The sequence below is a fragment of the Paenibacillus sp. Dod16 genome (assembly GCF_049893405.1).
Classification (GTDB): domain Bacteria; phylum Bacillota; class Bacilli; order Paenibacillales; family Paenibacillaceae; genus Paenibacillus_AQ.
In genome coordinates this window covers 140,884-153,218 of sequence record NZ_JBNDYG010000011.1, presented here as the reverse complement: position 1 = coordinate 153,218, position 12,335 = coordinate 140,884, and the positions used below count along the sequence as shown (strand labels likewise).

Annotated in this window: 11 protein-coding genes; 7 read left to right on the top strand and 4 right to left on the bottom strand. The window is 49.4% G+C overall.

The genetic code is table 11. The annotated features are described in order from the left end of the window. The first annotated feature begins 2 nt into the window (after positions 1-2). The 3 genes from ACPV3A_RS11425 to ACPV3A_RS11415 all read left to right on the top strand — a co-directional run bounded on the left by ACPV3A_RS11425 (position 3) and on the right by ACPV3A_RS11415 (position 3,588). Positions 3-773 (top strand): MerR family transcriptional regulator, encoded by a 771-nt coding sequence (locus ACPV3A_RS11425; protein WP_426199647.1) that lies wholly within the window; start codon positions 3-5, stop codon positions 771-773. 282 nt (positions 774-1,055) lie between these two features. Continuing rightward, positions 1,056-2,480 (top strand): alanine/glycine:cation symporter family protein, encoded by a 1,425-nt coding sequence (locus ACPV3A_RS11420; RefSeq protein WP_426199645.1) that lies wholly within the window; start codon positions 1,056-1,058, stop codon positions 2,478-2,480. A gap of 142 nt (positions 2,481-2,622) precedes the next feature. Then, complete coding sequence (locus ACPV3A_RS11415) at positions 2,623-3,588, top strand: anti sigma factor C-terminal domain-containing protein (RefSeq protein ID WP_426199679.1); 966 nt, start codon at positions 2,623-2,625, stop codon at positions 3,586-3,588. A gap of 164 nt (positions 3,589-3,752) precedes the next feature. Here the strand turns inward: ACPV3A_RS11415 and ACPV3A_RS11410 are convergent, their stop codons facing one another. From ACPV3A_RS11410 to ACPV3A_RS11400, 3 genes are all read right to left on the bottom strand, one after another. Next, positions 3,753-4,268 (bottom strand): DinB family protein, encoded by a 516-nt coding sequence (locus ACPV3A_RS11410; RefSeq protein ID WP_100540121.1) that lies wholly within the window; start codon positions 4,266-4,268, stop codon positions 3,753-3,755. A gap of 74 nt (positions 4,269-4,342) precedes the next feature. Beyond that, a complete protein-coding gene (locus ACPV3A_RS11405; RefSeq protein WP_426199643.1) occupies positions 4,343-4,948 on the bottom strand; it encodes a class I SAM-dependent methyltransferase in 606 nt (201 codons plus the stop codon). Next, a complete protein-coding gene (locus ACPV3A_RS11400) occupies positions 4,941-6,356 on the bottom strand; it encodes an NAD-dependent malic enzyme (protein ID WP_426199641.1) in 1,416 nt (471 codons plus the stop codon). The genes ACPV3A_RS11405 and ACPV3A_RS11400 overlap by 8 nt, the downstream gene beginning before the upstream one ends. A 204-nt stretch (positions 6,357-6,560) precedes the next feature. On the opposite strand from ACPV3A_RS11400, the gene ACPV3A_RS11395 reads away from it, so the two are divergent. After that, entirely contained in the window at positions 6,561-6,860 is a 300-nt protein-coding gene (locus ACPV3A_RS11395; RefSeq protein WP_426199639.1) for a hypothetical protein, read from the top strand. 381 nt (positions 6,861-7,241) lie between these two features. After that, positions 7,242-8,276 (top strand): lytic polysaccharide monooxygenase, encoded by a 1,035-nt coding sequence (locus ACPV3A_RS11390; RefSeq protein WP_426199637.1) that lies wholly within the window; start codon positions 7,242-7,244, stop codon positions 8,274-8,276. A gap of 998 nt (positions 8,277-9,274) precedes the next feature. Here the strand turns inward: ACPV3A_RS11390 and ACPV3A_RS11385 are convergent. Then, entirely contained in the window at positions 9,275-10,036 is a 762-nt protein-coding gene (locus ACPV3A_RS11385) for a DeoR/GlpR family DNA-binding transcription regulator (RefSeq protein ID WP_071221931.1), read from the bottom strand. A 361-nt stretch (positions 10,037-10,397) separates the two neighbouring features. On the opposite strand from ACPV3A_RS11385, the gene ACPV3A_RS11380 reads away from it, so the two are divergent. Both ACPV3A_RS11380 and ACPV3A_RS11375 read left to right on the top strand, forming a co-directional pair. Next, complete coding sequence (locus ACPV3A_RS11380) at positions 10,398-11,453, top strand: ABC transporter ATP-binding protein (RefSeq protein ID WP_194540852.1); 1,056 nt, start codon at positions 10,398-10,400, stop codon at positions 11,451-11,453. Beyond that, positions 11,446-12,324, top strand: coding sequence for a carbohydrate ABC transporter permease (locus tag ACPV3A_RS11375; RefSeq protein WP_194540853.1), 879 nt, complete (start codon positions 11,446-11,448; stop codon positions 12,322-12,324). Before ACPV3A_RS11380 ends, ACPV3A_RS11375 begins: the two co-directional genes overlap by 8 nt. Positions 12,325-12,335: the final 11 nt, after the last annotated feature.

Below are 12,335 nucleotides of genomic sequence, written 5' to 3'. Positions count from 1 at the left end.
ACATGGAATACACGGTGCAGAAGCTTGGAAGGTTGGCAGGAATAAGTACCCGGACGCTCCGTTATTACGATGAGATCGGTATTCTGAAGCCGGCCAGAATCAACTCGTCGGGATATCGGATCTATGGGCAGGAGGAGGTCAATCAATTGCAGCAGATCTTGTTTTACCGGGAGCTCGGGCTTCAATTGGACGATATCAAAGAGATTATGGCCTCACCATCCTTCAACCGGATCAAGGCGCTCCAAGAACACCATGCGCAGCTCCTAGACAAAAGAAGGCAATTGGATTTGCTGATTACCAATGTGGAGAACACGATCGCCTCCGCCGAAGGGAGAATAACCATGAGTGACCAAGAGAAATTTGAAGGATTCAAGCAGAAGCTGATTGATGATAATGAGAAGAAATACGGTAAGGAAATTCGCGAGAAGTATGGCGATGAGATTGTAAATAAATCCAATGCCCAGCTGAAAAATATGACGCAAGAACAGCATGAGGAAATAACGCGTCTGGCTGATGAGCTGTACGAGACGCTGGCCGAAGCATTTAAGCAAGGCGATCCTGCCAGTGAGCTGGCCCAGAAGGCGGCCGATCTTCACAAGCGCTGGCTCACTTATTATTGGAACGATTACAGCAAAGAGGCCCACGCAGGCCTCGCCCAGATGTATGTTGACGATGAGCGCTTTACCGCTCATTACGATGAGAAGCAGCCTGGAACGGCAGTATTCCTCCGCGATGCGATTCTGGTCTATACGGGCATGAACTCTTCATCATAGAAAGGCTGGTAGGTAGGCAGCCTGACATGATGACAGGACCCTTTTCCTGCGCTTTAACACGCAGAGGAGAGGGTCCTTTTTAATATGAATGTCCGAAAATCCCGCCTTGAAATCAACAAAGAATCCCCGCGAATAAGAAATGACGTAACCGCCCAGGTTAGGTGCAGCATTTTCCACAATTAACCTCTTGTATTGGATGGGGAAGTAATGGTTAGATGAAACGTGGACTATTTTACACAAAACCTACACCATGGGTGATGACTTATATAGCGAGGGTAGAATATGGATCAAATTGTACAGAATGTAGTCAATATCTTTAATGATTTTTTATGGTCTAAGCTGCTCATCGTATTGCTGATTGCCGTTGGCCTGTATTTCACGGTGGGGACCAAGTTTCTGCAATTTCGCCTGATCGGCGAGATGTTCCGGGTCATCCGCGAACCCAAGAGTAAAGAGAAGGGTAGCATTTCGCCCTTTCAGGCATTTGCCATCAGTATGGCAGCCCGTGTCGGGACAGGGAATATAACCGGGGTGGCTCTGGCCATCTCGCTTGGAGGACCCGGGGCCGTATTCTGGATGTGGATTATTGCGCTTATCGGTTCGGCATCCAGTTTTATCGAGAGTACGCTGGCCCAGATCTATAAAGTAAAAGATGGGGCGGGTGGTTATCGCGGCGGTCCCGCTTATTACATGCAGCAAGGATTAAAGAAACGGTGGATGGGCGTGTTGTTTGCGATCCTGATCACCTTGTCCTTCGGTCTTGTCTTTAATGCGGTCCAATCCAATACGATTACGATTGCCTTCGAGAACTCATTCGGAACTGACCGATTAACCATCGGCATTATTATGGCGGTTATCTTCGCGGTGATCATCTTTGGCGGCGTGAAGCGGATTGCCAAAATGTCGGAGCTGATCGTTGTGGTATTGGCCGTCCTGTATGTCGGTGCCGCGCTGTTTATCGTATTGGCGAACATCACCAAGCTGCCGGAAGTTTTTGCTCTTATCGTCAAAAGCGCGTTCGGCTATGAGCAGGTTGTTGGCGGGTCGATCGGTGCCGCTCTCATGAACGGGATCAAAAGAGGGCTGTTCTCCAACGAAGCCGGCATGGGGAGCGCGCCTAACGCAGCGGCTACCGCAACGACAAGCCATCCAGCCAAGCAAGGGCTGGTGCAGGCGCTGGGCGTATTGATCGATACGCTGGTCATATGTACAAGCACCGCCTTCATCATTCTGTTTACCGGTGCCTATCAGCAGACCGGACTTGATGGAATCGCCCTGACGCAGGCCGCGCTGGGCATGGAGATGGGGGCATGGGCGTCCGACTTCCTGGCGATCATGGTCTTCCTGTTTGCGTTCAGCACGCTGATCGGCAATTATTATTACGGGGAAACCAATATCGAGTTTTTGAAGTCGAATCGGGCATGGATATGGGTTTATCGGGCTTCTGTGCTGGCCATGGTTATCTTCGGTTCCGTTACCAGCGTGAAGCTGGTGTGGGATTTGGCCGACCTGTTCATGGGATTGATGGTGATTGTGAATCTTGTGGCTATCACGCTGCTATCCCGAACGGCCTTTGCCGCGCTTCAAGATTACATGAAGCAGAAGCGGGCAGGCCTGAATCCTGTCTACACCAAGGATAGCATCAAAGGGCTTGATGAGGTGGAGTGCTGGGATGGACACAGCACCCTATCGACTGAAGTGAAATAATATAGAATATTCGTTATATGGAATCGTTACGGTAGCTGCTTGCTTTTAGCTGCTGTAGCGATTTTTCTTGTTTTACCGTAACATTAGCGCGATTAAACCGTTGTCTACATGAGAAGGTAGAGAGGAGATGGATACGGAAGTGATGAATCGGATAACCTGGCAGACAAGGGTGAAGGAGCTTATATATGCTTTGTTAGTTGTATTATTATTGTTTTTTATTTATGCCGTGTATTACTCGGCTATCCACATTTACCATTACAAAACCGGCCTAAATGATAAATTTCTAAGGACCGTCATAACAACGGTTGAATTGCATGAAAGTGGACTTATGGTAGATAAACGAAGCTTGCCTTTGGTTGAAGTAACGCCCTTCCTCACTCAGAAGGCAAATCTGAAAGTGTATAAGAATGTGGGGGAATGGCAGGTAATTGTCGGAGAGCTTCACGCGAAGAAGCGATTAGGGGGAGAACTGAGGTATTCTATTGAGGAACTGAATCCTTATTTGAATCGTGAGGAAAGAAATCCTTATACCCTGAACTCTGCGCTGCTGGAGGGCAGGGAGATTAAAGACGATCCTCACCCTACTGGTGCAATGAACCAGTTAGGGAAACTTGAAGACGGTAACGTAGCGGAATTATTCTTCTCGCTTCGAATGCTTAGGTCACCGGAGGAGGTCTTGGAGCTCTTCTCGGACTATGACGTTAAAGCAACCAGTATGGCTGTTTTTGCAGGCGAACTGAAGGATTTTAAGCTGGGTACTTATAGCTCTAGCGGCGCAGATTACATGATTCCTCATCTAACGTTAAGACCCAAGGTTCAGTTTGGCGATAACCATTCCCTTTCCCTCTGGCATACTTTCTTCTCAATGGATGACGGGATAACAGATCACGTGAAGCAACTGATCGCCGACGTTGAATGGATGACGGACAACATCAAATATAACGGCGTGGATGAAGACAAACAGCGGCTGGCTTACTTAAAGAAAAATGGGGTTCAAGTTTACGGAGCGACCGTTACGGGACCTGTGCGCGAGCTGGAGAAGCTGAAGGAGGAGTCGGAATTTTGGGGATTCCGCTTGGGCCGCATCGAGGTATGGAATTGGAGTTAAGCCAGCCAGGCTGTGCTAAACCATTACATAATATGGAAGGGAAAAAGGCCTCAGCTTGAGGCCTTTTTTAAATTTAAGGAAGTGAAGGCAGACGATGTGGATCGGCAGCATGCCAAGGGGCATCTCTCCAGGCCAAATGGCGTGCAAGGATGCCCCTTCATAAACTACGTTAAATATTTATCTCGTAGAATATTCAGGTGATGAAGCTCATGACCGGCAATGACATAGGCGGCTGCCCGGGCGGAGAGCGGGTAATTGTTGAACGTGCCCTGGCGCAGCAGCGCTTCCTCCGTCAAACTTCCAACCAGCGTAATGGTAGACTGCCGGACGGCGGCATAATCCTTGAGGGCTTCCCGTAACGGAAGATGGCTGAAGGGTGAATTTTGGACAAAAATCTCCCGGTCGTACCCCGAGAATTCACGGGCATCTCCACGCGCGATGTAGAGGATGCGGTAGTTCCATAAGCGCTCTACATCGGCGATGTGTCCGACCACCTGTTTTAGACTCCATTTCCCTTCGGCATAGCGAACATTCGCTTGTTCTTCCGTCAGATCGCTGAGCGATCGTAACGTTTCATCATGTTGCCGCTGCAAAACTTCGGCAATATGGCCTTCGGGGACAAGAGAGACGTATTTTTCGGCGAGGGGTAAATATTCATTAGAATCAGGCCTTGTGTTCATAACAAGTTCCTCCAGATTAATTAATAAGAGCTTACGTTAAAATTTATGCCGACAGGTCAAAATGAATGAATGGATCAGGTTGCTTGCGCCCAGATCAGATGAACGATGCCGTTCCAATAGCGTTCTGTCTTGACGATGTTCAGTTCCGAGGCATTCGCAATCTGGATCATGTCCCTGTTGTAATGACAGCCGGATATCCGCCGTGCTGCCGGGTTGATCAGATGCTGAATAGCGCCAAGGAGCCGGTTCGTGCTCATGCCATGCTCCAGTAAATAAACGCGGCCGCCGGGTTTGGCCCAGCGATTGATTTTATTCAGAGCTTTGACCGGATCCTCATAGCCGCATAGCGACAGGGTGGATACAACACAATCATAGGAACGTTCCGGCAGCTCCAGCGTCTCGATATCCCGCTCTAGGAAATGGGCCCGGATACCCATCTCGGAGGCCATCCGCCGTGCACGGCTTAACATCTCGGGACTGAAATCGACAGCCGTTACGTTCACCTTGTCACGAGGATAGAAGGGGAAGTTCGCGCCGGCGCCGACAGCTACTTCAAGCACGCTACCCTCTACATCCTCAAGCAGCCGCTGTCTCCATTCACCGAGCCTGCGCTGTCTGGTGTTCCTTTCATATATCGCTGCCTGCTTATTGAACTTCCGAATGAGGGATTGCTTATTCACGCGGGATTCTCCGGGCAACGCCGGTTTTGATCGCCGCTTTCACGACAAGCTCGCGAATGGCTTTCACGACGTTCTGATTAAATACGCTTGGAATAATATACGACGGGTTGCGTTCCTCATCCGATACGGCGGATGCGATGGCTTCGGCTGCGGCCAGCTTCATCTCCTCATTAATCGTGGTTGCTCTGCAATCCAGGGCTGCACGGAAAATACCCGGGAAGCAGAGGACGTTGTTAATTTGGTTCGGATAATCCGAACGTCCGGTTGCAATGACGCCTACAATATCCTCGACCTCTTCCGGTTTAATCTCCGGCGTAGGGTTTGCCATTGCGAACACGATCGGATCTTTAGCCATGGCTTGTACGTCTTCGCGGCGAAGCAGGCCGCCGGCGGATAGGCCGATAAACACGTCGGCACCTTGGATCACTTCGCGCAGGGAACCTTCAACTTTATTCGGATTCGTATGCTCTGCGTACCATTGCCACATACTATTACTGTATTCTTTTCCAGCAACCAGCGCACCCTCGCGGTCTACGCCAATGATGTCCTTGACACCGGCCGACAGGAGGATTTTGCTGCATGCCACGCCTGCAGCGCCGATTCCGCATACAACGATCCTGACTTTATCGATTGATTTTCCGACAATTTTCAGGGCATTGATCAGTGCCGCATACAGAACGACCGCTGTGCCGTGCTGGTCATCGTGGAACACGGGAATATCCAGCTCATCCCGCAGTCGTTGCTCGATCTCGAAGCAGCGCGGGGAGGAGATATCCTCCAGGTTAATGCCGCCAAAAGCCGGTGCCATGGCTTTGATGCAAGAAATGATCTCTTCCGTATCCTGGGTATCCAGGCAGATCGGGAAGGAGTCTACACCTGCGAATTGTTTGAAGAGCATCGATTTTCCTTCCATCACCGGCATGGCCGCATAAGGGCCGATATTGCCCAAACCGAGCACGGCGCTTCCATCCGAGATGACGGCCACCGTATTTCTTTTAATCGTGAGCGTAAAGGCTTTTTTCGGGTCCTCCTGAATGGCTGCACACACCCGGGCAACATCTGGCGTATAGACGCGCGACAGATCATCGCGGTTTTGGATCGGGATTTTAGGCTGGGTTTCGATCTTGCCGCCGAGATGCAGCAGGAAGGTACGATCCGAAACGTTGACGAGCCGGACGCCTTTTAGATTTTTCACGGCATCTGTAATTTTTCCGATATCGACGCTGTCCGTGACCGTAATGGTAATATCGCGTACGGTAATGTGGCCGCTCGCCTGAATGACGTCGATGGCGACCATGTCTCCCCCGGCTTCAAATATGGTGGATGCTACCTGACCGAATTTGATTTCTTGTGTATTCATTTCTAGTCTGAGGATAATGCTCTTTCCTCCGAGTCCGTTGTTTTCCATGGTTACCTCCAAATGTTTGATCGACTTCGACATTCTCAGTGTATGTAACTATGCAAAATGTTAACGTTATCATAGTTCGCTGAGCAGTGGTCAATTTCCTGTTTCAGTATAAAGAAACCGTGATATATATAAGAAGGATTTTTTGGAAATGCAAAATGTCAGGAATTATTATCAAAAGCAGCTTATTGTGAAGGAGGGAGCACCATGAATGCCAGAATCGAGGAACTTGAAAAGCGTTTGACGACCCAGCATCATAAGGACCTGTTCCTTCAGATGAAGCATACGTTGAAAGCCGTTGACGATTTGGCCGAACAGCACCGGATCTACCAGGCCGTTCAGGCACTCAGCGGCACACGCATTGTAGGATCGGAGGAGAACGTGTATTTTGACACGTTGAATCAGGTCAAGGAGCAGATCATTCATACCCTTGAGCTTACGATCGAGGACTTGGAGCATAAAGGGGATAAGCATTATCAGAAACACTTTAAGGACGGCGTGGAATAGGAGCTGTTGCGCGGTCAAAACGGAAAGAACAGCATGGAACGAAAGCATGGTTCCCCCAGGGGAGGCATGCTTTTTTTGTGATTTTTTTCTGCAATTTCCGTGTGTTTTCATAACATTTCAGGTTACATATTTATCCAATTTCATTGAAATGTGTAACAAATCGTTGATTAGTGTTATGGGATAGGGCTTCCATATGCTTTAAAATAATTATAGTACTGGTAAAGCTTGGACGATGGTTATGGAAGATTTCCAAGTTTAATCAAGTTATCAGTCAAATTAAGAGGGTGACTACTGTATCAAAGAAAGGGAGGTGGGCCGAGCAGCCGGAGGTTGTGTAAACGCTTTATTTATTATCTTTTATATTAAAGGAGGATTAATTGTATGACTTTAAGTTTGCCGAACAAAGCTTGGCTCAAGAATCTGATCATTGCCGGTTCCACGATGTTGTTGATGACCTTGTTCATGGTATTATTTGCTGATAAAGCTTCTGCCCACGGATATGTCGATTCCCCAGGCAGCCGCGCCATTCTGTGTAAGCAGGGGCAAAATACCGATTGCGGCGCAGTCGTGTATGAGCCTCAAAGCTTGGAAGCTCCTAAAGGCTGGCCGAACGCAGGCCCTGCCGATGGCAAAATCGCCAGTGCAGGCGGCGTGTTCCCTAAACTTGACGAGCAATCCGCAACTCGCTGGAGCAAAGTAAGCATTTCCCCGGGAACCACAACGTTCCAATGGCATTTGACAGCCAACCATGCGACGGCAAGCTGGAAATACTACATTACAAAAGACGGCTGGAATCAAAATGCTCCTTTGAGCAGAGCTTCGTTTGATCTGACGCCTTTCTGCTCCATTAACTACGGCGGTGTAAAACCTCCGACAAACTATGCATCCACTTGTAACGTTCCTGCAAAGTCCGGTTACCATGTCATTCTGGCGGTATGGGAAGTAGCTGACACAGCTAACGCTTTCTATAACGTTATCGATGTGGACTTTGGCGGTGGTGGAACGCCGAACCCAGGCGTACCGGCACCGACAGGACTTACTTCCCCAGCCCAAACCAACAACAGTGTTTCCTTGGCATGGGCAGCTTCCACAGGTGCTTCCAGTTACGAAATCTACCGTGACGGATCCCTTGTAGGTACTTCCACAACAACCTCCTATACCAATACGGGGTTAGCCGAAGGAACGTCCTATACGTATACTGTGGTCGCCGTCAGCAGTACGGGCAGCAAATCATCCGCATCCGCTCCGCTTACCGTATCAACATCCGGAAGCGCAGCGACCTATCCGGCATGGAGCGCAACAGCCGTTTATTTAGGTGGCAGCAAAGTCAGCCACAACGGCGTGAACTATGAAGCAAGATGGTGGACTCAAGGCGAAACTCCTGGATCTGCCGAAGTTTGGAAGGTCATTCCTTAATCGATAGGGTGAGAGATCCGGCGTCTTATGACTGCCGGATCTTTTTTTTAGGCAGCCGGGCAGGGAATGAGAGAGTGGGGGGAGATTTCCTTTTGTTACTTCCATTAATAAGCGTAGAGGAAATAGCTTCCGTCGGCTACGTATTGTCCCTGGTGGCTCTTGAAATTACCGATCGAAATGTTGTGGGTTCACTGACTGTCGATGTTCTTCATTCGATGATTTCATGGCTTTCGTCAACTTTAACGGACCCTAGTTCCGTTATTTAAGATCATAACCCGATTTTTCACAATGTACCGGACTCCAGATCCGCTATTATGAGAAATACGGGAGCAAATACCGACTAAAACCGCAAATAAGGTCCGCTGGGTCGGCTAAAGTTACTAAAAGAGCTGTTTTCTATGAAATAAGGTATTCTGAGTCCGTTAGGAATAAAGAACAAGTACATCGTGCGCACTGCTCCCTGAGCGCACGGTGCGTGGCCCGGGGCATGCTTGGATCGACTGTCGACCGTTGAGTTTTGGACATATTGAATGATATGGCGATCGTATTTTTGGACATATTGAACGAAATAGCGATCGTAATTTTTGGACGTTCAGTGAATTATCTGCTTATTGCTTTTGGTCTAAGCGGGGGGATGGCGAAAAAAGAGCGGGCATGGATGGGAAACATAGCAGTGGAATATAAATAAACAAGCTGCCAGCAAGCAGCAGCTTGATAAGGCACCCCTAGGGGTGCCTTATGTGTTATCTGTAAGAAGGATGTTCAGGTATGCCGAGGTACGCAAAGGTACGCAAAGGAATGCCTAGGTGTGCGAAGGAATGCTGATGTACACAAAGGTATGCAAAAGATGCAAGGTACACAAAGGTATGCAAATTATGAAAGTATGCAAGGTACGCAAGGTACGCAAGGTATGCACAGTATGAAAGTATGCAAGGTACGCAAGGTATGCAAGATATGCAATGTATGCAAAGTATGAAGGTATGCAAAGTGTGAAAGCCTCAAACTCTGTACACGGTAATGCCCCGTTCCTGGAACGGCTTGATATCCGAGTCGGAAGCCTCAGTGCCGGTGACAAGAGTATGTATCGCGCTGTTGGGGGCGACCGTGTGCAGAGACAGCTTGCCGATCTTGCTGTGGTCGGTGACAACGACAATTTCACCTGCGGCCTGAATCATGTTCTGCTTGGCCGGGACGAGCAGCGCTTCCGGGTGCATGAGGCCATGCTGAGGATGCAGGGCAGGGGTACCGATAAATGCTTTCTCGACATGCAGGGATTTCAGCACATGGTCGGTAAACATGCCGTTTAGCATGTAACTCGAGGGGTACAGCTCCCCGCCGGTCAGGATGACTTTGATGCCCGGAGCATCGCGAAGTTCGACGGCGACGTTCATATCGTTCGTAATGACCGTAATGTCCGAGCGGTGCACAAGATGCGTTGCAATATGAAGGGTGGTTGTTCCCGAATCAATGATGATATTCTCCCCGTCTTCCACGAGAGAAGCCGCGAGCTGACCGATGCGTATTTTCTCGTCCCGATGAAAGTTGGTTCGCTCATTAAAGGACGGCTCGTTATGCGTCCATTGCTCCATGATGACCCCGCCATGCGTGCGTTTCAAAGCGCCCTCCTGTTCTATCTCCGCCAGATCGCGGCGGATGGTTGCCGTGTGAACACCGAATTCAGATGCCAGCGCAGCAACCGTTGCTGTTCGGTATTGCCTTACATAATCAATAATCCTTTTCTTTCGTTCATGTGCTAGCAATCGATAATTTCTCCCTTCCTAAATAGACAATGAGCTGTGCAGGTACGTTTGTACATACAATGCGCACTTTTGCTCTTTTATGCTTAAGGATTCCATGTCTATCTAGTGTACTCCCAGTATGTTAATGCCATGTTAAATCCCTTGATGCGAAGCGAATTTACAAAATCCGTACGAAGGTCTAACACTCTCCTAATATTGCACATCTACAATCGAATTAAATAAAAATGAACAAAAGTGATCATTACATGTGCATTTGGTGCGTACTTATTATCAGATGCATGTAAGGTTTTCATTTTTATGGATTCATTTATTATTCGCTTGTCATGACAGCATCATTACACTTTCGTGAGGGGGATCGCTCTTGGCATCCATTGAATTTGTGAAAGTAAGCAAGTCGTTTGATCGTCAAACCGTCATACAGGACCTGGACCTTACCATCGAGGACGGAAAATTCACCGTGCTGGTCGGTCCGTCAGGCTGCGGGAAAACAACGCTCCTAAGGATGATCGCGGGTATTGACCCTCAAACCTCCGGTTCCGTTCTTATCGATGGCAAGGATGTTACGCGCATTGCGCCGGGTAAACGCGGCGTGGCCATGGTATTCCAGAATTACGCGATCTACCCGACCATGTCGGTCCGCGAGAATATCGAGTTTGGTCTCGTGAACAACAAGGTTCCCAAAGCCGAGCGTACACGTCTGGTGGAGACCATAGGGGCAACCGTTGGACTGAACGATTACTTGGATCGCAAGCCATCCACCTTGTCCGGCGGACAACGGCAGCGGGTGGCTTTGGCCCGGGCGATGGTTAAGAATCCGTCCGTTTTCCTGATGGATGAGCCGTTGTCCAATCTGGATGCCAAGCTCAGGGTTCAGATGCGGATCGAGCTGATTGAGCTGCATAAGAAGCTGGGAACGACCTTTGTCTATGTGACCCATGACCAAATCGAGGCCATGTCGATGGCAGACACCATCGTCCTTATGAACAAAGGCATCATACAGCAGGAAGCGCCGCCTGAAGTGGTGTACCGGGAGCCCAGCAATCTGTTTGCGGCCCAGTTTATCGGGGTTCCCCCCATGAACATTGCGCCGCTTGGCGACGATCGCACCACATTCGGATTCCGTCCGGAGAGCGTCGTGATCGGCACAGAACCGGAGTCGTTTCATTATACGACCAAGGGGGAGGTCATCACGCGCGAAATGCTGGGATCCGAGACGATTTATCAGGTGAGGACAACGGAGGGCCAGGCATTCATGGTGAAGTGTCAGGATGACCAGTTCCATGTCGATCAGGAGGTACATCTCGGCGTACCGGCGGATAAATTGTTTTTCTTCGGAGCGGATGAGAACCGGATCGAAGCGCAGGACGTCCGCTATAGGGAGTTCATGGAGCGGCTGAGAGGGCTGGCTCATGGATAAGAAGCGGATCTGGGAAGGGATCAGGCCCTATGTGCTGATCGCGCCGGCCATGGCTGGTATCATACTGTTTGTGATGTATCCGGTAGGTTATCTGATTTACTTAAGCCTGTTCAAATACAACCTGATGAACAAGGATAAGAGCAAGTTTGTCGGACTGGACAATTTCACCCAGATTCTGGGCCGCGGGGATTTCTACAAAGCGCTCTGGAACACGTCCATCTACACAGTCGGCGTCGTTATTCTAACCATGCTGCTATCCTTGCTGATTGCGGTATGGCTTAACAAGAAGGGGCGTTTCAATTCGGTCGTTCAGGCCGGGATTTTTACGCCGCACGTCGTTTCGATTGTGTCGATCTCATTGGTCTGGCTGTGGCTGATGGAGCCGAATCAAGGACTTCTCAACTATATCTTCAAGCTGGTGGGACTCCCGCCGTCCGCATGGCTGCAAAGCTCCAAGACCGCATTGATTTCCGTCATTATCGTATCGGTCTGGCAGGCTATCGGCTATTACACCTTGATTATCGTGGCAGCCCTGCAGAGCATATCGCCAAGCATTTATGAAGCGGCTGCGCTGGATAATGCCAGCAGGTTCAAGGTGTTTTATAAAATCACATTGCCGATGATTTCGCCGCAGCTGTTTTTTATCCTGATCATCATGACGATCGGTTCCTTCAAAGTCTTCGATACCGTTCAGGTGATGACAGGTGGAGGACCGAATAATGCAACGACTACGCTTGTGTATTACATATACGGCTTCCGGACGACCAATATCGGTTATTCGGCCGCGACAGGCGTTGTGCTTATGGCCATTATCGGTTTGCTCACGTTCATTTATTTCCGGCTGCTGTCCAAAAAGGTCCATTATCAATAAGGCTTTGGCCA

Coding starts and splice junctions, on each gene's coding strand:
- ACPV3A_RS11425 (WP_426199647.1), top strand. CDS start 3: ATGGAATACACGGTGCAGAAGCTTGGAAGGTTGGCAGGAATAAGTACC.
- ACPV3A_RS11420 (WP_426199645.1), top strand. CDS start 1,056: ATGGATCAAATTGTACAGAATGTAGTCAATATCTTTAATGATTTTTTA.
- ACPV3A_RS11415 (WP_426199679.1), top strand. CDS start 2,623: ATGAATCGGATAACCTGGCAGACAAGGGTGAAGGAGCTTATATATGCT.
- ACPV3A_RS11410 (WP_100540121.1), bottom strand. CDS start 4,268: ATGAACACAAGGCCTGATTCTAATGAATATTTACCCCTCGCCGAAAAA.
- ACPV3A_RS11400 (WP_426199641.1), bottom strand. CDS start 6,356: ATGGAAAACAACGGACTCGGAGGAAAGAGCATTATCCTCAGACTAGAA.
- ACPV3A_RS11395 (WP_426199639.1), top strand. CDS start 6,561: ATGAATGCCAGAATCGAGGAACTTGAAAAGCGTTTGACGACCCAGCAT.
- ACPV3A_RS11390 (WP_426199637.1), top strand. CDS start 7,242: ATGACTTTAAGTTTGCCGAACAAAGCTTGGCTCAAGAATCTGATCATT.
- ACPV3A_RS11375 (WP_194540853.1), top strand. CDS start 11,446: ATGGATAAGAAGCGGATCTGGGAAGGGATCAGGCCCTATGTGCTGATC.